Annotated in this window: 19 protein-coding genes; 8 read left to right on the top strand and 11 right to left on the bottom strand. The window is 53.4% G+C overall.

What is annotated here, in order from left to right:
* Positions 1-50 precede the first annotated feature (50 nt).
* From F4V43_RS08690 to rpmH, 10 genes are all read right to left on the bottom strand, one after another.
* Positions 51-896 carry a ParB/RepB/Spo0J family partition protein gene (locus tag F4V43_RS08690; RefSeq protein WP_150457857.1) on the bottom strand — a complete coding sequence of 282 codons (846 nt, stop codon included), beginning with the start codon at positions 894-896 and terminating at the stop codon, positions 51-53.
* Positions 889-1,650, bottom strand: a complete 762-nt coding sequence (locus F4V43_RS08685) for a ParA family protein (protein ID WP_150457856.1) — start codon at positions 1,648-1,650, stop codon at positions 889-891. Before F4V43_RS08685 ends, F4V43_RS08690 begins: the two co-directional genes overlap by 8 nt.
* 148 nt (positions 1,651-1,798) lie before the next feature.
* On the bottom strand, positions 1,799-2,614 hold the full coding sequence (gene noc, locus F4V43_RS08680) for a nucleoid occlusion protein (protein WP_150457855.1): 816 nt from the start codon (positions 2,612-2,614) through the stop codon (positions 1,799-1,801).
* Between the two features lie 258 nt (positions 2,615-2,872).
* Positions 2,873-3,595 carry a 16S rRNA (guanine(527)-N(7))-methyltransferase RsmG gene (gene rsmG / locus F4V43_RS08675; RefSeq protein ID WP_150457854.1) on the bottom strand — a complete coding sequence of 241 codons (723 nt, stop codon included), beginning with the start codon at positions 3,593-3,595 and terminating at the stop codon, positions 2,873-2,875.
* 7 nt (positions 3,596-3,602) lie between these two features.
* On the bottom strand, positions 3,603-5,489 hold the full coding sequence (mnmG, locus tag F4V43_RS08670) for a tRNA uridine-5-carboxymethylaminomethyl(34) synthesis enzyme MnmG (RefSeq protein WP_150457853.1): 1,887 nt from the start codon (positions 5,487-5,489) through the stop codon (positions 3,603-3,605).
* A gap of 75 nt (positions 5,490-5,564) precedes the next feature.
* Positions 5,565-6,941: a tRNA uridine-5-carboxymethylaminomethyl(34) synthesis GTPase MnmE gene (mnmE, locus tag F4V43_RS08665; protein WP_150457852.1), complete on the bottom strand. Its 1,377-nt coding sequence runs from the start codon at positions 6,939-6,941 to the stop codon at positions 5,565-5,567.
* 87 nt (positions 6,942-7,028) lie between these two features.
* Positions 7,029-7,760: an RNA-binding cell elongation regulator Jag/EloR gene (jag, locus tag F4V43_RS08660; RefSeq protein ID WP_150457851.1), complete on the bottom strand. Its 732-nt coding sequence runs from the start codon at positions 7,758-7,760 to the stop codon at positions 7,029-7,031.
* Positions 7,757-8,701: a YidC/Oxa1 family membrane protein insertase gene (locus F4V43_RS08655; RefSeq protein ID WP_150457850.1), complete on the bottom strand. Its 945-nt coding sequence runs from the start codon at positions 8,699-8,701 to the stop codon at positions 7,757-7,759. Before F4V43_RS08655 ends, jag begins: the two co-directional genes overlap by 4 nt.
* Positions 8,702-8,786: 85 nt before the next feature.
* Entirely contained in the window at positions 8,787-9,137 is a 351-nt protein-coding gene (gene rnpA / locus F4V43_RS08650; protein WP_150457849.1) for a ribonuclease P protein component, read from the bottom strand.
* A gap of 151 nt (positions 9,138-9,288) precedes the next feature.
* Complete coding sequence (gene rpmH / locus F4V43_RS08645) at positions 9,289-9,423, bottom strand: 50S ribosomal protein L34 (RefSeq protein ID WP_025337168.1); 135 nt, start codon at positions 9,421-9,423, stop codon at positions 9,289-9,291.
* Between the two features lie 597 nt (positions 9,424-10,020).
* On the opposite strand from rpmH, the gene dnaA reads away from it, so the two are divergent.
* From dnaA to gyrB, 6 genes are all read left to right on the top strand, one after another.
* Positions 10,021-11,367, top strand: a complete 1,347-nt coding sequence (dnaA, locus tag F4V43_RS08640; protein ID WP_150457848.1) for a chromosomal replication initiator protein DnaA — start codon at positions 10,021-10,023, stop codon at positions 11,365-11,367.
* A gap of 237 nt (positions 11,368-11,604) precedes the next feature.
* Positions 11,605-12,747: a DNA polymerase III subunit beta gene (dnaN, locus tag F4V43_RS08635; RefSeq protein WP_150457847.1), complete on the top strand. Its 1,143-nt coding sequence runs from the start codon at positions 11,605-11,607 to the stop codon at positions 12,745-12,747.
* A 47-nt stretch (positions 12,748-12,794) separates the two neighbouring features.
* Positions 12,795-13,025, top strand: a complete 231-nt coding sequence (yaaA, locus tag F4V43_RS08630; RefSeq protein WP_150457846.1) for a S4 domain-containing protein YaaA — start codon at positions 12,795-12,797, stop codon at positions 13,023-13,025.
* Between the two features lie 57 nt (positions 13,026-13,082).
* Complete coding sequence (gene recF / locus F4V43_RS08625; protein ID WP_150457845.1) at positions 13,083-14,213, top strand: DNA replication/repair protein RecF; 1,131 nt, start codon at positions 13,083-13,085, stop codon at positions 14,211-14,213.
* A 4-nt stretch (positions 14,214-14,217) separates the two neighbouring features.
* Complete coding sequence (remB, locus tag F4V43_RS08620) at positions 14,218-14,466, top strand: extracellular matrix regulator RemB (RefSeq protein WP_150457844.1); 249 nt, start codon at positions 14,218-14,220, stop codon at positions 14,464-14,466.
* Positions 14,467-14,517: 51 nt separating this feature from the next.
* Complete coding sequence (gyrB, locus tag F4V43_RS08615) at positions 14,518-16,428, top strand: DNA topoisomerase (ATP-hydrolyzing) subunit B (protein ID WP_150457843.1); 1,911 nt, start codon at positions 14,518-14,520, stop codon at positions 16,426-16,428.
* A gap of 116 nt (positions 16,429-16,544) precedes the next feature.
* Here gyrB and F4V43_RS08610 read toward each other — a convergent pair whose 3' ends face one another.
* Positions 16,545-17,375 (bottom strand): YheC/YheD family protein, encoded by an 831-nt coding sequence (locus tag F4V43_RS08610; RefSeq protein ID WP_150457842.1) that lies wholly within the window; start codon positions 17,373-17,375, stop codon positions 16,545-16,547.
* A gap of 335 nt (positions 17,376-17,710) precedes the next feature.
* On the opposite strand from F4V43_RS08610, the gene gyrA reads away from it, so the two are divergent.
* Positions 17,711-20,254 (top strand): DNA gyrase subunit A, encoded by a 2,544-nt coding sequence (gyrA, locus tag F4V43_RS08605; protein WP_150457841.1) that lies wholly within the window; start codon positions 17,711-17,713, stop codon positions 20,252-20,254.
* A 224-nt stretch (positions 20,255-20,478) separates the two neighbouring features.
* Positions 20,479-21,573 carry an HD-GYP domain-containing protein gene (locus F4V43_RS08600; protein ID WP_150457840.1) on the top strand — a complete coding sequence of 365 codons (1,095 nt, stop codon included), beginning with the start codon at positions 20,479-20,481 and terminating at the stop codon, positions 21,571-21,573.
* The last annotated feature ends 184 nt before the right edge of the window (positions 21,574-21,757 follow it).

Genomic DNA, 21,757 nt, shown 5'->3' with positions numbered 1-21,757 from the left:
CCGGACAGGTTCGGATATGTCTTCTTGCACCTCTTCGGCTCAAGAACCGCTTACTGCTGGCCCAACAACTCCAGCAGGCGTTCCAGATCCTGATTGCTGTAATAATTCAATTCAATCTTCCCTTTGTCTTTGCCATGCTTGATCTTTACCGTCGTTTTGAACCGTTCTCTTAGCGTCTCTTCCATTTGGTCAATATACGGATCACGCTTAATTGTTTTTGGCTTGGCTGTTGGAGTCGGCTGACGGTCGAGGTTCTTCACAGCATCCTCGAGTTCACGCACACTCCATTCCTGTTCCACACACTGTCCTGCAAGCTGCTTAATCAATTCCGGGTCTTTAAGGGCCGCAATGGCACGGGCATGTCCCATCGAAATTGTTCCACGTGAAACATATTCTTTCACTTCTTCAGGCAGCGTCAGCAGGCGAAGGAAATTGGCGATATGCGATCTGGACTTTCCTACCTTTAAGGATAGTTCTTCCTGGGTCAAGGAGAATTGATCCATTAACCCTTGGTAGGCGACCGCCACTTCCATGGCATTCAGATTCTCGCGCTGCAGGTTCTCAATCAGCGCAATCTCCATTACCTGCTGATCGCTGAAACTGCGGACAACAGCGGGAATGGTTGCTTTTCCGCAATACTGGGAAGCACGGAATCGCCGCTCACCGGCTATGATCTCATAGCCTTTCAGTACACTTCGTACAATAATAGGTTGAATGACTCCATGCTGACGAATCGACTCTGCCAGCTCCTGAATCGCCTCTTCCTTGAACTCTTTACGAGGCTGATACGGGTTGGCTCGCAGCTGTCCCAAGGGGATTTCTACGACCTTGTCATCCTCATGGATGGACAGCGACGGAATCAGGGCATCCAGTCCTTTGCCCAGACGCTTACTCATACGAAACCACTTCCTTTGCCAACTCAAAATACACTTCCGCGCCTTTGGAACGCGGATCATAGGTAACGATCGACTGTCCGTGCGAAGGCGCTTCGCTCAGACGGACGTTGCGCGGGATAATCGTGCGGTATACCTTTTCCTGGAAATACTTCTTTACTTCTTCAATGACCTGGATACCCAGATTCGTTCGGGCATCCAGCATGGTCAGCAAGACGCCTTCAATCCGCAGCAGCGGATTGAGATTCTTTTGTACGAGACGAACCGTATTGAGCAGCTGGCTTAATCCTTCAAGCGCATAATACTCGCACTGGATCGGGATGATAACCGAATCGGCAGCCGTCAGCGAATTGATCGTCAGAATCCCCAGCGAAGGCGGACAGTCGATCAGAATATAATCGTACTGCGGTTTGACCAGACTCAGCGCCTTCTTCAGACGGAGCTCGCGGGAAATGGTCGAGACCAGTTCGATTTCGGCCCCGGCCAGCTGAATAGTCGCCGGTATAATATGAAGGCCGTCAATCTTGGTCTCCAGGATAGCATCCCGGGGATGAACTTCATTAATGAGGATGTCATAGATGCAGTTCTCGACATCGGCTTTATTAATCCCGACTCCACTGGTCGTATTGCCTTGGGGGTCGATGTCTACAAGCAGGACCCGTTTACCCAAGGTAGCCAGACTTGCTCCGAGATTGACCGAAGTCGTGGTTTTGCCGACCCCGCCCTTTTGATTCGCTATGGCTATAATTTTGGACACTGAATTCACCTCGAATGGTTGGGAAGAATCCTCTGGTAGTCGATGTTTGCTGCGATCTTCGCCCTCTTCCGGTTTTTGCTCTTCCGCAGAGGGGCAGTCATGGGAAAGGCGGCCAATAACGTCCAGGCCGCCTTCAACTGCAAACCACTTATCGTTTTGGAATTTGAATGACGATTTCATAATGGTCGCCCCGATCATTCTCCGATGTCTTGATCGCCATTCCGGAGCCGCTCACCATATCGATGGATTGCCTGATCGTATTCAGGGCTAGTCTGACATCCTTTGTGTATGAGATTCGTTTGGCTTTCTTGATCTTGGCGTTCTCTTTATAGAAGGCAATTCTAGCCTCCGTTTGTTTCACATTCAGGCCTTTGGAAATAATTTCGCCGAGCACCTTTATCTGCAGCTCTGTACTCTCCAGAGACAGCAGCGATCGGGCATGGCGTTCGGTGATTTGACGCTCCATCAGCGCTGTTTTGACTTCTTCCGGAAGCTGCAGCAGTCGGATCTTATTGGCGATCGTGGATTGACTCTTGCCCAGCCGTTGAGCAAGGCTTTCCTGGGTCAGTTGATGCAGATCGATCAGCTTCTGATAGGCGATTGCCTCTTCAATGGAAGTTAATCCCTCCCGCTGAAGATTCTCGATGAGAGCGATGGAAGCGGCCTGCGAGTTATTGAAATCCCGCACGATGGCTGGTATGTTCGCCATACCCAGCTTTTTGACTGCGCGCCACCGTCTTTCGCCGGCGATAATCTCGTATTGGGAATCTCTCATGCGAACGACGATCGGCTGGATGATACCGTGTGTCTTGATCGTCTGGCACAGCTCCTCAATCTTCTCATCGTCAAAGATCGTTCTCGGCTGGTAAGGACTGCTGATGACCTGGTCCACCGGGATTTGTTTGATTTCTTCTCCGCTGCTCCGCTCGGTAAATCCAAACAGCTTGGTGAATTGTTCTTTCATTCCGTTCATAACCACCTAATTTCGTAATTGTATGCGTTTATACTGAAGAGCATAATTCCACATACAGGCAATGGCCATCAACCGAACCCTTCGTTCAGCTATTCTTTATTCTATCACTTTTTCCGCTATAATCCTATTCTTCATCAAGACCTATTTTTCTTGGTAGACGAACGGAAGGCTCCGGCATGACCCGACAAAAAAGCCCTGCCTGTCGGCAGGACTCATCCAAAGAAAGGAATATCTGTTTCACGTGGAACATTAAATGAGCGGCGATTTAGCCGGTACACCCGCCTTGCGCGGGTATTTAGAGGGCGTTCCCGCCGTCTTGCGGATGACAACCAAATGCCTGGCGGATTCCTCGACAGGCAGCGTCATAGATTCCACGGCGGCAACCTCGCCTTTAAGTTCCTTCAGACTGCGTACCGCCTCTGTCAGTTCTTCTGCTGGATCGCTTCCCTTCATGGCAACGAACAGGCCTTGGGGACGCACGAACGGCAGACAGAACTCGTTCAGCAGCGCCATTCGGGCCACCGCTCTGGCCGTAACGAGATCATAGCGGTCCCGATGCTCGGGCAGACGGGCAATATCCTCCGCCCTTCCATGAATCAGTTCCACATGAGACAGTTCCAATTCATCGGCTACATGCCGGAGGAAGGAAATTCGCTTGGCCAGCGAATCCACAATCGTCAGCTTCAGTTCCGGAAAAGCGATCTTGAGTGGAATCCCGGGAAAGCCTGCGCCCGATCCGATATCGGCAAGCGACTGCACCTTGGACAGATCAACAAAGAATGCCAGAGAGAGCGAATCATAGAAATGCTTCATATAAACCTGTTCGCGTTCCGTAATCCCAGTCAGGTTCATCTTCTGATTCCATTCAACCAATTCCTGATAATATCGTTCAAACTGTTCCAGTTGACGAGGGCTGAGTTCAATTCCTTTCGGTCCCAGCCACTCCGTAAACCGCTTCTGTAAATCATCCATGTCGGGATTATCCTTTCGCAGCAGCTACGCGGTTAAATTGCTCCAGGTAGACCAGCAGAATGGAGACGTCTGCCGGTGTGACACCGGAAATGCGGGAAGCTTGGCCAATCGAGATGGGGCGAATCTTCTCCAGCTTCTGCCGGGCTTCCATAGCAAGACCATGAATGGCGGAGTAGTCTATATCTTCCGGCAGCTTCTTCTTCTCCATCTTCTGAAGGCGTTCCACATGCTGAAGCTGCTTCTCGATATACCCGGCATATTTAATCTGGATTTCCACTTGTTCCTTCATGTCTTCATCCAGTTCTTCAGGCGACGGAGACAGCCGGTCAATGATGGCGTAACCGATTTCCGGACGGCGCATCAGCACCAGCAGGTTGCTTCCTTCCGCAATCGGAGCCGAACCGGCTTCGGCCAGCAGGTCATTGACTTCCGCAGGCTTGACCCTTGTCTCCTGAAGGCGGGCAATCTCATCCTCCACTTTCTGCTTCTTATCCAGGAAGGCGGCATACCGTTCCTCGGAAATAAGGCCAATCCGGTAACCCGTCGGCGTCAGACGCAGATCGGCGTTGTCATGGCGGAGCAGCAGCCGATACTCGGCACGGGAAGTCAGCAGCCGGTACGGCTCGTTCGTTCCCTTGGTAACAAGATCGTCGATCAGCACTCCGATATAGCCTTGCGAGCGGTCGAGAACAACCGGCTCCTGGCCTTGGGCTCTGCGGGCCGCATTAATGCCGGCCATAATTCCCTGGCCTGCCGCTTCCTCGTAACCCGATGTGCCGTTAATCTGTCCGGCAGTGAACAAGCCGGGCAGACGTTTGGTCTCCAGACTCGGCCACAGCTGGGTCGGGACCATGGCGTCGTATTCGATGGCGTATCCGTTGCGCATCATCTCTACTTTTTCCAGACCCGGAATGGAACGGAGCATCGAGAGCTGCACATCCTCCGGCAGACTGGTAGACAGACCCTGCACATAATATTCGGCGGTATTGCGTCCTTCCGGCTCCAGGAAGATCTGATGCTTCGGCTTATCGCTGAACCGGACAATCTTATCCTCAATCGAAGGGCAATATCTCGGTCCGGTTCCTTCAATAATCCCTGTGAACATCGGCGCCCGGTGGAGGTTGTCGTTGATGATCTGATGCGTCGTCTCCGATGTATAGGTCAGCCAGCAGGGGAGCTGCTCAATCTCGGAAGACTTGGTCTCATAGGAGAAGAACTTCGGCTGTTCATCGCCAGGCTGAATCTCGGTCTTCGAGAAATCAATCGTATCCCGGTGCACGCGCGGCGGCGTGCCTGTCTTGAAGCGAACGAGTTCAAACCCCAGCTCCCGGAGATGCTCCGACAGCTTGACGGAAGGCTGCTGATTATTCGGTCCGCTCTCGTACGTCAGCTCGCCCATAATGACTTTGCCGCGCAGATAGGTCCCTGTAGTCAGCACTACACTCTTCGCCCGGTAGGCCGTTCCCGTCTTCGTTACGACGCCGGTGCAGATTCCATTCTCGACGATCAGCTCTTCCACCATCCCCTGCAGCATGGTCAGGTTCGGCGTCTTCTCCATCGTCTCTTTCATCGTATGCTGGTACAGGAACTTGTCGGCTTGAGCCCGCAGCGCATGCACCGCAGGTCCCTTGCCGGTATTGAGCATCCGCAGCTGGATGAACGTCTTGTCAATGTTCCGGCCCATTTCGCCGCCCAGCGCGTCAATCTCACGGACCACATGCCCTTTGGCCGGCCCGCCGATTGACGGATTGCAAGGCATGAACGCCACCATATCGAGATTGATCGTCACCATCAGCGTGCGGCAGCCCATCCGGGCCGCCGCCAGCGCTGCCTCGCAGCCGGCATGTCCGGCTCCGACGACAATCACATCATACTGTCCTCCTTCGTAACTCATCCTATACTCCTCCTCTATTGAAACGGCACTCTAGGCCGCTAACCTGTCATATCCTATCTATTCCTGCCTGCCGGTTTACTTGCCCAGACAGAACTGGGAGAAAATCTGATCCAGCAGCGAATCCGCCGCCGTATCTCCCACAATCTCGCCAAGCTGCTCCCAGGCAAGCCGGACGTCAATCTGAATCATATCAATGGGAATCAACTGCTCCGCTGCATCGTACGCATCCCGGAGCGACTGCCGAGCCTTCTTCAGCAGAGCGATATGCCGGACGTTGCTGACATAGGTCAGGTCCCCGGATTCGAGCTTTCCGCCAAGGAACAGAGACGAGATCGCCTCTTCGAGCTTGTCCAGCCCCTGCTCCTGCAGCACCGACATGGGCACAATCGCTTCCTCGCCGAAGCGGCGGGTTAATTCCGCCCGGTCCAGGGCAGACGGCAAGTCCATTTTATTCAGAATCACCAGTGCTTGTCTACCGCGGATTTGTTCCATCAATTCCAGTTCATCGTCATGAAGCGGCTCGCTGGCATTCAACACCAGCAGTACAAGGTCCGCTTCTCCAAAAGCAGCCTTCGACCGTTCCACGCCGATCTGCTCTACCAGGTCCATCGTCTCCCGGATTCCTGCGGTATCGAGCAGGCGGAGCGGAATATGATTAATGGTGACATACTCTTCAATTACATCTCTCGTGGTACCCGGAATATCGGTAACAATCGCTTTGTTCTCCCGGGCGAGCGCATTCAGAAGCGAGGACTTGCCGACATTGGGCCGTCCGACAATCGCGGTTGTAATGCCTTCGCGCAGAATTTTGCCCTGCTGGGCGGACTTCAGCAGACGGTCGATGCCTTCCGTAACCTCGGTGCACCGGGTCTTGATATATTCAGCCGTCAGCGCCTCGACATCATGCTCCGGATAATCAATATTCACTTCGATATGGGCCAGCGTCTCCAGCAGTGTCTGGCGAAGTGCGGCAATCTGTTGGGACAGCGAGCCGCCAACCTGCTTCAGCGCCACCGAGAACGCCCGGTCGGATTTGGAGCGGATCAGATCCATGACCGCCTCGGCTTGGGACAGATCAATTCGGCCGTTCAGAAAGGCGCGCTTCGTGAATTCACCCGGTTCAGCCAAGCGGATCCGCTGCTGAAGCAGCAGGTCCATGACCCGTCTTACCGAAATGACGCCTCCGTGCGTACTAATCTCTACGACATCCTCCATCGTAAAAGAACGCGGCGCCCGCATCACGGTCACCAGCACCTCTTCCATCACCTCGCCGCCCTGCGGGTCGACGATATGCCCGTACTGCACCGTATGGGATGCCGCCTCGGGAAGCGGTGTGCGGCTGCGCATCAGCCTCCCGACTTCGGCGACGGCGTCCGGTCCGCTCACCCGTATAATAGCAATGCCGCCTTCCCCGACAGCGGTGGAGACGGCTGCTATAGTATCGCTAAGCATAAGCTTCCCTCATTTCACTCTCATAATCTTGTGCTATAAAAACAAATGACCCCTCAGGCAGCAAGGAGTCATTGCGGCATATCTTCTTTACTTCAGCGTAATTACAACCCGCCGGTTCGGCTCTTCGCCCCGGCTGGTCGTCGTCACCTGCCGGTGATTCTGCAGTCTGGAGTGAATAATCTTCCGTTCCTGCGGCGGCATCGGCTCCAGCATCACCTCGCGGCGGGTCCGGATTACCCGGCTCGCCAGCCGGTCGGCCAGATCTTCTAGCGTCTTCTTCCGCCGTTCGCGGAAATTCTCCGCATCCAGCACAAGACGGACAAAGCTGTCGGAATAACGGTTGGCCACAATATTGGCCAAATACTGCAGGGCGTCCAGGGTCTGTCCTCTTCTGCCGATCAGCAGTCCCAGATCGGGACCAGCAATCTGAAGAGTCGTGGTGTCCCGGGACGGGGCCACCTCCACGGTCACTTCCAGTCCCATGGTGCGGGCCACATCCACAATGAATCGGACCGCTTCCTGATAGGCCTGCTCCGCGGAGCGGGAGGCCGGGCGAGGTGCGCCGTCCGGCGCCTCTGTTCTGCTCTCTCCTGGGGTCTGCTGAGGCATTGACGGTGAACTCGCCGCAGGCTCCGGTTCCGGCTGAGGCAGCAAGGTCAATTCGACCTTGGCCGGCCTGGTTCCGATAAGCCCCAGGAATCCTTTGGATGGCTGCTCCAGCACATGAACCGTAACCTGGTCCTTGCTAACACCGAGCCGGACAAGCCCGCTCTCTACAGCTTCTTCAATGGTTTTCCCTGATGCGACGACATGGTTCATTTGGACTTTTTGCCCTCCTTCGGCTTCTTGCCGCTGGTACCGTTGCCGTTATTCTTGGCACTGCCATTCTTGGCATTGCCGCTGTTCTTGGCATTGCCGCTGTTCTTGACGCTGCCGCCATTCTTGGCCGCTCCGCTTCCGCCGGCCGTACTTCCGGCACCGGCTACAGCCACTTGAGGGGCATTGTTATTTCTATAGAGGAAATAGTTTTGGATAATGGTGTATACGTTACTGAATACCCAGTACAGCGGAAGCGCCGCCGGGAAGTTGTAAGACATGACGAAGATCAAGACCGGATAGATCATCATCATGAACTGCATCGGACCCTGCGCCTGCGCCGGGTTCATCTTGGTCATCATCTTTGTCTGAAGGAACGTGGTCAGTGCCGCAATTGCCGGAAGGATAAAATAATGGTCCGGCTTCCCAAGCTGCAGCCACAGGAAGTCATGTTCCCGGAGATGAGGATTATAATAGATGGAGTTATACAGCGCGATAAAAATCGGCATCTGCACCAGCAGCGGCAGACAGCCCGCCATTGGGTTGACCTTGTTCTCCTGGAAGAGCTTCATCGTCTCCTGCTGAATCTTCTCCGGCTGATCCTTGTACTTCTTCTGAATCTTCTGAAGCTCCGGCTGAATCGCCTGCATCGCCCGCGAGCTGCGGACCTGCTTCATCGTAAGCGGCAAGATCAGTGTCCGGACGATAATTACCATTACAAGCACCGCCAGCACATATTCGCCGTTGAACCATCTGGCGAAGGTCTCAAGTGCCTCGGCGAAGTACAGCACTACATTTCGCTGCCAGAAGCTGCCGTTCTTCAGATCATTAATATCGTGGGTAACTGTCGCCGACGACGAACATCCCGACAGCACAGTAACCGATAGAAGCAGCATAGCGATGAGGAGAAAATACCTTCCTCGTCTACCCTTAAATACCGACACTTCATAACCCCTCTCTTCACATTCCATTGCACCGTAAATCATATCATAATTATGGATACAAATAAACAAGCCCCGGCGGCCTGTCCTAACGGTGCGAAGCCTTGAGCAGCTTGGCTTTGCGCAGGACATGGAGGATGCTCTTCTCCAGCTCCGCGTATTTCAGATCCAGCGCGCCCTTTCGCACAATAAAGACCAGATCGAGTCCCGAAACGATCTCTGCCTCATGATGCCGCACAATCTCTTTGACCAGCCGTCTCATCCGGTTGCGGACAACGGCGTTTCCGACCTTTTTGCTGACCGAGATGCCCGCCCGGAAGCGTTCCACTTCTCTCCGTGGATGCCAATAAACCACGAACTGATGATTCGCAAAAGACTTCCCATGACGGTATACGCGGCTGAAGTCGGCGCGGTTTCGCAAACGCAAGCTTTTGTGCACGGAACAATCTCCTCATTCTATCTTAGCTTGATTCCTTTATACCTATATATAAGTATGGACCAGAACGTCCTGATTTCAAAAGGGTACTGCGGTCAAAAGGGTACTGCGGTGTCAAAAAAAAAGACCACCGTAGTGGTCTTATCCGCGTTTATTAAGCACTCAGCACTTTTCTGCCTTTCAAGCGGCGGGCTGCCAGCACCTTACGGCCGTTTTTCGTGCTCATTCTAGCGCGGAACCCATGCACCTTTTTGCGTTTGCTTACATTCGGTTTGAATGTCGGTCTCATGTATTGCACCTCCCTTACAGGGTCTTCGTTAACTGAACTCACGTCACAGAAAACACCTTTATATATTTAAGCATAATATCTTCCTCCAAGTCAAGCCATAATCCCAGGCTTCCTCCCTCTTTTTAAAAGATATTTATCCACATTCCTGCTCTGCCCAAGCTTGAATAACTCCCGGCAGGCCATTTATCCACTTGTGGACGGCAGGATCACCCGTTGGTCCCGTTCCCGGATAACCTGTGAATAAGATTCGGGAGCATTTTGACCTACTTTGTCGAATGATGAACAAATTATCAACAATATGTAGTATTGTGGTCAACGATTATGCACAAGTGATTGAATTTGTGGATAAATAACGGCCGCTCATTGAAAAACAAGGCCGCTTTTGCTATGATGGTATTACTTTTGAATGTGAATAGATTTGTTTGTTCGCCAAATTATCAACAAGCTGTGGATAAAGTTGTGAACAAATCAAATTTATCCATATTTTTTTGTCCCTATGGCCGGGATATTGGGGATAAACCCTCTCGACATTTATTTTCTTCGACATTCCACTTCATGGCTCAAGCCACATTTGGAAGATTTAAAGGAGTGACAGTTGTGGACAGCCATACTTCCGAATTATGGCAGCAGATTCTCTCGATTATTCAGACCAAACTTAGCAAGCCCAGCTTCGATACCTGGTTCAAAGCAACCAAGGCGCTGTCCTTCAGTACCCAGACGATTGTCATATCCGCACCGACGACATTTGCCGTCGAATGGTTGGAGAGCCGCTACACCAAGCTGGTTGGAGCTACGGTCTACGAGGTGACGGGCCACCAGGTGGAGGTCAAATTCGTCATTGAGGAGAACAAGCCCGCCGAACCGATTGTGCAGCAAGCACCTCCCTCGCCCGCCGTTTCCCGTGAAGAAGCCCAGACGCATATGCTGAATCCCAAATATACGTTTGATACCTTCGTCATCGGCTCCGGCAACCGGTTCGCCCATGCCGCTTCCCTTGCGGTCGCGGAGCTGCCGGCCAAAGCTTACAATCCGCTCTTCCTCTACGGAGGCGTCGGACTCGGCAAGACCCATCTGATGCACGCGATCGGCCACTATATTCTGGAGCACAATCCGAGCAACAAGGTCATCTACATTTCCTCCGAGAAGTTCACGAATGAGTTCATTAATTCGATCCGCGACAACCGCGGCGAGAGCTTCCGGAACAAATACCGCAACGTAGACATTCTGCTCATCGACGATATCCAATTCCTCGCCGGCAAAGAATCGACGCAGGAGGAATTTTTCCATACCTTCAATGCCCTGCACGAAGAAGGCAAGCAGATCATTATCTCCAGCGACCGTCCGCCCAAAGAGATTCCGACTCTGGAAGAACGGCTTCGTTCCCGGTTTGAATGGGGACTGATTACCGATATCCAGCCGCCGGATCTGGAGACGCGGATAGCCATTTTGCGGAAGAAAGCCAAGGCTGAGCATCTCGATATTCCCAACGAAGCGATGATGTACATCGCCAACCAGATTGATACGAACATCCGGGAGCTCGAAGGCGCCCTTATTCGGGTCGTAGCCTATTCCTCGCTGACCAATCAGGATGTGACGACCCATCTGGCAGCCGAAGCGCTGAAGGATATTATTCCGTCCAGCCGGCCGAAGATGATTACCATCCAGGACATCCAGCAAAAGGTCGGCGAATATTATAATCTCCGGCTTGAGGACTTCAAGGCGCGCAAGCGGACGAAAGCCGTTGCTTTTCCGCGCCAAATTGCCATGTATCTGTCCAGAGAACTGACCGACTATTCGCTGCCCAAGATCGGGGAAGCCTTCGGAGGACGCGACCATACCACGGTCATTCATGCTCACGAGAAGATTACCCAATCGCTGAAGGCCGATCAGGAACTGTACAAAGTGGTAACGAGCCTCTCCGAGAAGATCAAGAATCCTTCTTAGAACGCTTTGTCTATTCTCCTAACTAAACTGTTATCCAAGAGCCTATACACAATCTATTCACATGTGCATAGGCTTAATTTTATGCGGTCTGCAAGGCTTATCCACATATTCTTGGTCCCTACTACTGATACTACTAAGAATTTATTAAAAGATTCTTCTGCATATAAGCAGACGGGACGCCTGCCGGAGAAGGCCCCTGCTGGGCTCCGGCCGATAATTCTCTCTAGGAGTGAAACCATGAAAATCAGTATTCTGAAGAATGAGCTTAACGAAGCGATCCAGCACGTATCGAAGGCGATCTCCAGCCGAACCACCATTCCGATCCTGACCGGCATTAAGCTTGAAGTCACGCATCAGGGCGTGACGCTCACCGCCAGCGATACCGATATTTCCATCCAGTCCTTTATACCGGCCGAGAATGACAGCGAAGTTGTCGTTCATATCGATCAGCCCGGAAGTGTTGTACTGCCGGCCAAGTTTTTTGTCGAGATTATTAAGAAGCTGCCGTCCAAGGAGATCATGATGGAAGTCAAAGACGGCTTCCAGACCTTCATTTCCTCCGGCTCCGCCGAGATCCAGATGGTCGGACTTGATCCGGAAGAATTCCCGGTGCTGCCGGACATCGAGGGCAACGAGACGATTACTATCCAGGGCGATCTGCTGAAGAACATGATCCGACAGACCGCTTTTTCAATCTCCACCCAGGAGACCACTCCGATTCTCACCGGCATTCTCTGGCATCTGGAGAACGGGGAATTCAAATTTACCGCAACCGACCGCCACCGTCTGGCTACCCGCGCCGCCAATCTCGACGGAACGGAAGAAATCCGGTTCTCGAACATTGTGATTGCCGGCAAAACGCTGAATGAACTCAGCAAGATCATTCCCGATCAGAATATGCTGGTCGACATCGTCGTCGCCGACAATCAAGTCTTGTTCAAGCTGGACCGTGTGCTGTTCTACACCCGTATCCTGGACGGCATTTATCCGGATACTTCTAGAATTATTCCGTCGACGTACAAAACAGAACTGATTGTGGACACCAAAAAACTGAGTGAAGCGATTGACCGCGCCTATCTCCTCTCCCGTGAAGAGAAGACGAACATCGTCCGGCTCCAGACACTGGAGCAGGGCGGCATCGAAATCTCCTCCAGCTCGACAGAGCTCGGCAAAGTGCGGGAAGAACTCGAGGTTATTGATTTCAAAGGAGAACCGCTGCGGATTTCGTTCAACTCCAAATATATGCTGGATGTGCTGAAGGTGATCGACAGCGAGCAGCTGCTGATTGCATTTACCGGGATGATGAGCCCGATTATTCTCCAGCCGCAGGATGACAGCCGAAGCAAATATGTCATTCTGCCGTACCGGACCACCAATTAAATTTTATCCACGCTTGTGGATAAGAGTGAGAGAAAGGAATCAACCCGATGAAAGAAATTGTTATCCACAGTGGATATATCAAGCTGGACCAGTTCCTGAAGCTGAGTGATTGTGTATCCACAGGCGGAATGGCCAAGGCGCTGCTTCAAGAGGGACAAGTCAAGGTCAACGGCGAGGCGGAAGAGCGGAGAGGAAGAAAGCTGTATCCCGGAGACCGGATCGAGGTTGAGGGAGAAGGCGTATTTGTCGTTGCCGGAGGCGAAGCGGAAGAGCGGTAAGCTGCTCCTGGCCAGGAGACGAAATGGCGAATCATGTAGCTATGGGAGGACTGCCGCTTGTTTGTAAAGAGTATCGCCCTGCAGCATTATCGCAACTATGAGGGACTCCGGCTGGAGAACCTGGGCGACGTCAATCTGATTCTCGGACAGAACGCCCAGGGAAAGACCAATCTGGTGGAGGCCCTTTATGTTCTGGCCATGACTAAGAGCCATAGGACCTCCAAGGACCGGGAACTGATCGCTTTTGACGCGCCGGACGGCGCCGCCCATATCAGTGCGGACGTCACCCGCAAATACGGGGATGTCCACCTTGAAATGACGCTCTCTGCGCACGGCAAAAAAGCCAAAATCAACGGGCTGGAGCAGCGCAGGCTCAGCGAATTCGTAGGTTCGCTCAACGTCGTCATGTTCGCTCCCGAAGACCTGGAGATCGTCAAGGGAACGCCCGGCGTGCGCCGGCGGTTCCTTGATATGGAGATCGGCCAGGTGCAGCCGAGCTATCTGTATCACCTGCAGCAGTATCAGAAAGTGCTGCTGCAGCGGAGCAATCTGCTCAAGCAGCTCTGGAACAGGGACTCCGGGCGGGAAATGCTCGATATTTGGGATGAACAACTGGCGGCCCATGGCGTTAAAATCGTCCGGAAACGGAAAGAATTCATAAAGAAGCTCCAGGTCTGGGCAGAGAGTATTCACCGGGGAATTACGAATGGCGGGGAAGCGCTTGAACTGCTGTATGTGCCCTCTTTTGGAAGCCGGGAAGAGGAAGATGAAGCTGTCTTATTGGACAATTTTATGTTAAAGTTATCACAAACAAGGGAGCAGGAAATCCGGAGAGGGATGACGCTTACGGGCCCTCACCGGGATGACTTGTCCTTTTTTATCAATGGCCGGGAAGCCAGTGTGTACGGTTCCCAGGGGCAGCAGCGAACGACTGCCCTGTCGCTGAAGCTGGCGGAGATCGAGCTGATTCACGGCGAAATCGGGGAGTATCCGGTCCTGCTGCTGGATGATGTGCTGTCCGAGCTGGACCCGTACCGGCAGAGCCAATTGATCGAGACGTTCCAGAGCAAAGTGCAGACCTTCATCACGGCAACGGGCGTGGAAGGTCTGCATGCCGATAAATTAAAGGGCGCCGTGCTCTATCGGGTCCGCGGCGGCGCCATCGAGTCTGAAGCGAGCGGGAGATGAGCTGGTGTATATCCACTTGGGCGGGGAGAAGATTATCCGATCCTCGGAATTGATCGCCATATTCGATATCTCCATCGAGAAGTCCTCCAAGCTGTCGAAGCAGTTCGTGGCCTCGGCCAGACTGAACAAGACGCTGGAGACGATCGGGGAGGAAGAAGCCAAGTCTATTGTCGTTACCCGGGACGTTGTCTATTATTCCCCTATCTCTTCCTCCACGCTGAAGAAGAGGGCCCGCATTCTGCCGGAAATGTAGGAACTTACGGCAGCAGATCTACGAGACAATCCGAAAGAAGCAGGTGAAGACATGTCAATGAATCAACCGACATATGACGAAAGCCAGATTCAGGTCCTGGAGGGGCTGGAAGCGGTCCGCAAGCGGCCGGGCATGTACATCGGCTCTACCAGCGCCAAAGGTCTCCATCATCTGGTCTGGGAAGTTGTCGACAACAGCATCGACGAAGCGCTGGCCGGATTCTGCGACAAGATTCAGGTTATCGTCCATACCGATAACTCAATCACCGTTATTGACAACGGCCGGGGCATTCCGGTCGGCGAGAACGTGAAGCTTAAGAAGTCGACGCTTGAGGTCGTAATGACCGTCCTCCATGCCGGCGGCAAATTCGGCGGCGGGGGATACAAGGTATCCGGCGGTCTGCACGGGGTCGGTATTTCCGTTGTGAACGCATTGTCCGAACAAGTGGTTGTCACGGTCAAGCGGGATGGCCATGCCTACCGTCAGGAATACCGCCGCGGCGTACCGCAGTATGATATTCAGATTATCGGGGATACGGACGAGACGGGAACCATGACAACGTTCCATCCCGACCCGGAAGTGTTCACGGAGACCACCGTATACGACTACAACACCCTGCTGACCCGCATTCGCGAGCTGGCCTTTCTCAACAGAGGTATCGAGCTGTCGCTTACGGACGAACGGACCGGAACCTCCAATACGTTCAAGTACGACGGCGGCATCATCGAGTACGTGAAGTATCTGAACGAGAAGAAGGAAGCGCTGCATGAAGAGCCTATCTACGTAGGCGGAACCAAGGATATGATTCAGGTCGACGTGGCACTTCAGTACAACGATTCCTACACAGAGAACATCTATTCGTTCGCCAACAATATTCATACCCATGAGGGCGGCACACATGAATCCGGCTTCAAAAGCGCGTTGACGCGCATCATCAACGACTATGCCCGCAAGAGCGGCATGATTAAAGACAGTGCCTCGAATCTCACCGGCGACGATGTCCGCGAAGGACTGACGGCAATTATCTCCGTCAAGATCCCCGAGCCTCAGTTCGAGGGACAGACGAAGACGAAGCTGGGCAACAGTGAAGTCCGCGGAGTTGTCGAGTCTCTGTTCTCCGAGAAGCTGCAGGAATTTCTCGAAGAGAATCCGGCCGTTTCGCGCCGGATTCTGGAGAAGTCGCTGCAAGCCTCCCGTGCCCGCGAAGCGGCGCGCAAAGCCCGCGAGCTGACCCGGCGCAAGAGCGCCCTAGAAGTCAGCGCCCTGCCGGGCAAGCTGGCCGATTGCTCCTCGAAGGATGCGTCGATCAGCGAGCTGTATATCGTCGAAGGCGACTCTGCGGGGGGCTCCGCCAAGCAGGGGCGCGACCGCCACTTCCAGGCGATTCTGCCGCTGCGCGGCAAAATCCTCAACGTGGAGAAGGCAAGACTGGACCGCATCCTGTCCAATGCCGAAATTCGGGCCATTATTACGGCTCTTGGGACCGGCATCGGCGATGACTTTGATCTGTCGAAGGCCCGGTACCATAAGGTCGTCATTATGACCGATGCGGACGTCGACGGAGCCCACATCCGGACCCTGCTGCTGACGTTCTTTTACCGGTACATGCGTAAGATTGTCGAGGCCGGCTATATTTATATCGCCCAGCCGCCGCTGTTCAAGATTGAACGCAACAAGACGATCCGCTATGCCGGCTCCGAGAAAGAGCGGGACGAGATCATCGCTTCCTTCGGGGACAATGTCAAGGTCAATGTACAGCGCTACAAGGGTCTCGGAGAAATGAACCCGGAGCAACTCTGGGATACAACCATGGATCCCGAGAGCCGTACCATGCTGCAGGTCACGATCGAAGACGCGATTCTGGCCGACAGCCTGTTCGATACGCTGATGGGCGACAATGTCGAACCGCGCCGTGACTTCATTCAGGAGCATGCGGCAACGGTGAAGAATCTGGATATCTAAGAACGGACAGCGTTTTGCTTTTCGGTATACGGACCTTTGGCTCCGCCTGTTCAGGGCGGGGCCAAAGGCCTTTTTTGGTTATGGTGGTTATAGGGCTGGAACTCAGCCTGATGGATTCAGCGGGAAGATCGCCCGAGGCCTGGACGCCCATAGGCGATAGCATACCTGCGTATGCGGCGGTAGATCGACTTGTCGCGAAAAGTCTTGAAGACAACGAGGGAAGGCAGGGTGTTAACCTCGAGAACCCAGAAGTCATGGCGGCCGTCAATGGCAACATCCAGCCCGATCTCTTTGATCCCCGGAAAAGACTGCTCCAGCTGCCGGCCGAAGCTGACCCCAAGCTGTTCCAGCCGCATTCTCAAATCGCGAGCCTCTCCGCCGGTCATCTGCTCCTCGAGCAGGGGGCGGACGGAGCGGATCCGGCCTCCGTTGTGATAATTGGTTACGATCTTCATCGGGGCAGCCACTCGGGCCAGCATGCCGGTTGTCTCCCAGAAGCCCTCCGGATTCTTCTGGGCCAAGACACGCAGATCAAAGGGACGGCCGCCGCTATGGAGCAGATCGATTCCTTTTTGAACCAAGTAGAGCCGTTCACGGATACGCCCCTGAATGGCGGCATGCAGCGTCTGAACCGTCGAGTGGGTTTCAGTCGAGGTGCCGTACCGGAGCAGGTAAAGATCGCGCTCTTCAACTCCCTCATGACCGCTGTTGGACGAGGGGGAGCTTGCGGATTGGGAGACGGTGATTCGGCGCCACTCGGCGCGCATGACACCCGCCCCGTAGGTACCCCGGTCCGGCTTGATGTACACGGTCCGGTAGAGACCCAGCATCTCTTGAAGCGTGCTGAATTCATATTTCCGAGTGTCGGGAATGTAGGGAGCCAATGAGGCGCTAGTCATCAGCGCCCGGGTCTTGGCCCATTTGCTGGCAACCCGCTGAATTTTCATTGTATTCCTCCTTGGCAGGCCGAAATGTCAGGACAATCCGCCGAAAGAATGGTATAATATGAGGATGTGGAAATCATGCTTTCCGGGGCTGAAGCAGGAGAAAAACGGCTGTATGGAGTCCCTACAGTCTATGAACCGGTAGGCTTTTGAGACAGGGCGAACATCCCGAATGAAGCATTTAATTCTTCCGGTTGCGGCCGGAGGGGAAGACAGGTTTAAATTGTGCAGTTTTTGTGAAAGTAATATAATTAAGGGTAGCGGTTTGCTAGAACAATGGCCGGTTCCAAGAGAATGGCCGAACCGTTTCTTCTTAACCGAAGGAGGTCCAGCAATTCATGGCTGAACAGAATAACCCGCAGATCAAGGACCGGGACATCGGCGTCGAGATGCGCGAATCCTTTATGGATTATGCAATGAGCATTATTGTTAGCCGGGCCTTGCCGGATGTGCGGGACGGGCTCAAACCGGTGCATCGCCGCATCCTCTATGCAATGTCGGAACTGGGCATTGTATCGGATAAGCCTCACAAGAAATCAGCGAGAATCGTCGGAGAAGTTATCGGCAAGTATCATCCGCACGGGGATTCGGCGGTCTACGAGACCATGGTCCGTATGGCCCAGGACTTCTCCATGCGCTATATGCTGGTAGATGGACACGGCAACTTCGGGTCGATTGACGGCGATATGGCGGCAGCCATGCGTTATACGGAAGCAAGACTGTCCAAGATTGCGATGGAAATGCTTCGCGATCTGAATAAAGAAACGGTAGATTTCCTGCCTAACTATGACGGCGAAGAACTGGAGCCTGCAGTGCTTCCTGCGCGCTTCCCTAACCTTCTGGTTAACGGAGTGTCGGGGATTGCTGTCGGTATGGCGACGAATATCCCTCCCCACAATCTGGGCGAGGTGATCAGCGGCGTACAAGCCATGATTCACAACCCGGATATTACTTCGATGGAACTTATGGAATATATTCAGGGCCCGGACTTTCCTACGGCCGGATACATTCTGGGGCGGGAAGGAATTCGTCAGGCCTACCGGACAGGGCGCGGCTCGGTCACAATGCGGGCGAAGACAACAATTGAGGATAACAACGGCAAGGGCCGGATTATCATTCATGAACTCCCGTATCAGGTCAATAAGGCCCGTCTCGTCGAGAAGATTGCCGAACTGGTCCGCGAGAAGCGGGTAGACGGCATTACGGACCTTCGGGATGAGTCCGATCGCAATGGTATGCGGGTGGTCATTGAACTGCGGCGCGATGTCAATCCGAATGTAGTGCTGAACAATCTGTTCAAGCATACGGCCATGCAGTCGACATTCGGCATTAATATGCTCGCTATTGTCAATAACGAACCAAAGGTACTGAACCTGCGGGACGTTCTGTATTATTACCTGCAGCACCAGATTGAAGTCATTCGAAGACGTACAGAATTTGATCTCAAGAAGGCTCGGGCGCGCGCTCATATCCTGGAAGGTCTGCGGATTGCCCTGGACCATCTGGACGAAGTGATCTCGCTGATCCGCGCTTCCCGTACGGTGGATATCGCCCGGGACGGATTGATCTCCACCTTTGATCTCAGCACGGAGCAGGCCCAGGCTATCCTCGATATGCGGATGCAGCGCCTGACCGGTCTGGAACGCGACAAGATCGAAGGAGAATATCAGGAGCTGGTAGCCAAGATTGCGGAATATGAAGCTATCCTGGCTGATGAAGCCCTGGTTCTGGAGATTATCGAGAAGGAACTGCAGGAGCTGAAAGAGCGGTATTCCGACGATCGCCGAACCGAGATCACCATTGGCGAAGACAGCATTCTAGACGAAGACCTGATCCCGCGCGAAGAAGTGGTCGTTACCGTAACGCACAGCGGGTACATCAAGCGCCTGCCGGTTAACACTTACCGCAGCCAGAAGCGCGGCGGACGAGGCGTTGTCGGAATGGATACGAAGAGCGAGGATTTTGTGGAGCATCTGTTCATCAGCAACTCGCATAATTATCTTCTCTTCTTCACCGACAAGGGCAAGGTGTACCGGATTAAGGCCTACGAGATTCCGGAGCTTGGACGCACAGCCCGGGGGACGCCTATTATCAATCTGATCCAGATCGAGCAGGGCGAGAAGATCAGCGCTGTAATCCAGGTGGAAGAGAATATCGGCGACAGCTTCCTTTTCTTCGCTACCCGTCAAGGGATTGTCAAGAAGACGCCGCTTGAGGATTACAACAACATCCGCAAGGGCGGACTGATCGCTATCAACCTGCGCGAAGAAGACGAACTGATTGAAGTCAAGCTGACCGACGGCAAGCAGAACCTCATTCTGGGTACGGCTGGCGGGATGTCGATTACGTTCCCGGAGAGCGATGTGCGTTCCATGGGACGCAGCGCTACAGGGGTCAAAGGCATTACGCTGGACGACGATGACCATGTGATCGGCATGGACTGCATGGATAAGGAGCTGGAGGTGCTGATTGTTACCTCGAACGGCTACGGCAAGCGTACGTCTGCGGGTGAATTCCGTTACCAGAGCCGGGGCGGCAAGGGGATCAAGATGATTAATCTGACGGATAAGAACGGCCCGGTTGTCGGACTGAAAGTCGTTAAGCCGGACGAAGACCTGATGATTATCACCACCAGCGGAACACTGATTCGCACGAGCATGGACGGGATCTCGACGATGGGCCGTTATGCCCAAGGTGTCAAGCTGATCAATATCCGCGAAGACGACGCTGTGGCGACCGTCTGCCGGGCGGATAAGAACGACGAGGAAGATGAGGAAGGCGAACCGACTGAGGACGCGGTGGAGGGGATCACCGAGGAATCGGCGGAAGAGGACAGCCTGGAGAGCGGCAGCTCGGCGGAAGGGCCGGAATCGGAAGAATAAGATTGCATATAGAAGTAGATATGGAGCAGGCTCCCTACGGGAGTCTGCTTTTTTGACATAGAATCCGAATCAGACGAAGGTAAGGCTGTTATTTAGAATCTTAAATTCCGATAAACGGAATAAAGCGTATGGATGAAACAGGAGAACCGGCTTATAATCAGGACTATAGTACCGGAAATTCAAGAAATTCGGAGACTTTGGCGTAAGGGTTAGGGGGAAACGCAGTGCCTATTGTATCGGTGACAGAGATTAAGCCGGGGGCCAGAATAACGAGGGATGTCACTACGCCGCTGGGAGGCAAGCTGTTTGCCAAAGGAAAAGTGGTGCTTCCGCGTGATATGGAGATTCTTCAGGCCTTTCTGATTCAACAGATTGAAGTCGAAGGCCAAGAGGGGAATACGAAGGAAAGTCCGGCCGTGCCGGATGCGAAGAAGTCGGCCAAACCGCAGCATACTATTACCGAAGAGAGGCTTAAACGCGTTCTATCGCCTCTACATCATGAATATGACCGTATGTTGAACATGGTTCGAAGAACGTTTGCTTCAGCCGGCTCGGGGCCTTTCCCGATTCTTGAATTGCGGGGCCAGCTTGAAGCGCTGGTCGCTCAATTGAAAGACTACCATGTGTTGACCTTTATGCCGGCCATGCCGGACCGCAGAGAATATCAGCATCATAAAGCAGTTCTGTGCGCGATGACGGCCTACAAGCTGTCCCAGTGGATTGGTCTGCCGCAAAAGGACTGGATGCAGGCTGCTTTTGCCGGGCTGCTGCATGATATCGGCAATACCCGGGTCGACGACTCGATTCTGAACAAGCCCAAGCCGCTAAGCGGAGATGAAGCGGAAGAAATGCGCCAGCATACCAAGTACGGGTACCAGCTGCTTCGGAGTGTGACGGCAATTAATGACGGCGTGAAGCTGGCCGCGCTTCAGCACCATGAGAAGCTTGATGCTTCCGGTTATCCGCTTCGTCTGGGAGGCAGCCAGATTCATATATACGCCAAAATTGTAGCGGTAGCCGATATCTTCCATGCAATGACGTTGGAGCGTGCTTACAGAAAGGCAGATTCGCCTTATCGAGTGCTGGAGCAGATTCAGGCCGAGAGCTTCGGTAAGCTCGACCCGGCGATTGTACGGACGTTTATTCAGAGATCAACTGAACTGTATAATGGAACCCGTGTCAGACTCAGTGATGGGCGCCAAGGCACCATCATTTATATCGACCGCAACGATCCGACCCGTCCTATGGTTCAAGTAGAAGGCGGCGTAGTCAACTTGACGGGAGAACGCCATCTCTACATCGAAGAAATCACAGGTTAATAAAATATGCCCTCAGAAAAAGCTTGCATTCTCTCTGAGGGCGTGGTATATTCTTATTCCGGCCGATTGATCGTGAATCGATTGAATGAAACAAGATCAAAAAAAGTTCTTGCAAAAAAACGGTCGGACGTGATATAGTATAAGAGTTGCTGGTGCGAACGAGCATCGGCGATGAAGACGGTTT

The sequence above is a fragment of the Paenibacillus spiritus genome, from assembly GCF_008710135.1.
Classification (GTDB): Bacteria; Bacillota; Bacilli; order Paenibacillales; family Paenibacillaceae; genus Paenibacillus_AQ; species Paenibacillus_AQ glufosinatiresistens.
This window is presented reverse-complemented; position numbering and strand designations above follow the sequence as displayed.

Coding starts and splice junctions, on each gene's coding strand:
- F4V43_RS08690 (WP_150457857.1), bottom strand. CDS start 896: ATGAGTAAGCGTCTGGGCAAAGGACTGGATGCCCTGATTCCGTCGCTG.
- noc (WP_150457855.1), bottom strand. CDS start 2,614: ATGAAAGAACAATTCACCAAGCTGTTTGGATTTACCGAGCGGAGCAGC.
- rsmG (WP_150457854.1), bottom strand. CDS start 3,595: ATGGATGATTTACAGAAGCGGTTTACGGAGTGGCTGGGACCGAAAGGA.
- mnmG (WP_150457853.1), bottom strand. CDS start 5,489: ATGAGTTACGAAGGAGGACAGTATGATGTGATTGTCGTCGGAGCCGGA.
- mnmE (WP_150457852.1), bottom strand. CDS start 6,941: ATGCTTAGCGATACTATAGCAGCCGTCTCCACCGCTGTCGGGGAAGGC.
- jag (WP_150457851.1), bottom strand. CDS start 7,760: ATGAACCATGTCGTCGCATCAGGGAAAACCATTGAAGAAGCTGTAGAG.
- rpmH (WP_025337168.1), bottom strand. CDS start 9,423: ATGAGACCGACATTCAAACCGAATGTAAGCAAACGCAAAAAGGTGCAT.
- dnaN (WP_150457847.1), top strand. CDS start 11,605: ATGAAAATCAGTATTCTGAAGAATGAGCTTAACGAAGCGATCCAGCAC.
- yaaA (WP_150457846.1), top strand. CDS start 12,795: ATGAAAGAAATTGTTATCCACAGTGGATATATCAAGCTGGACCAGTTC.
- gyrB (WP_150457843.1), top strand. CDS start 14,518: ATGTCAATGAATCAACCGACATATGACGAAAGCCAGATTCAGGTCCTG.
- F4V43_RS08610 (WP_150457842.1), bottom strand. CDS start 17,375: ATGAAAATTCAGCGGGTTGCCAGCAAATGGGCCAAGACCCGGGCGCTG.
- gyrA (WP_150457841.1), top strand. CDS start 17,711: ATGGCTGAACAGAATAACCCGCAGATCAAGGACCGGGACATCGGCGTC.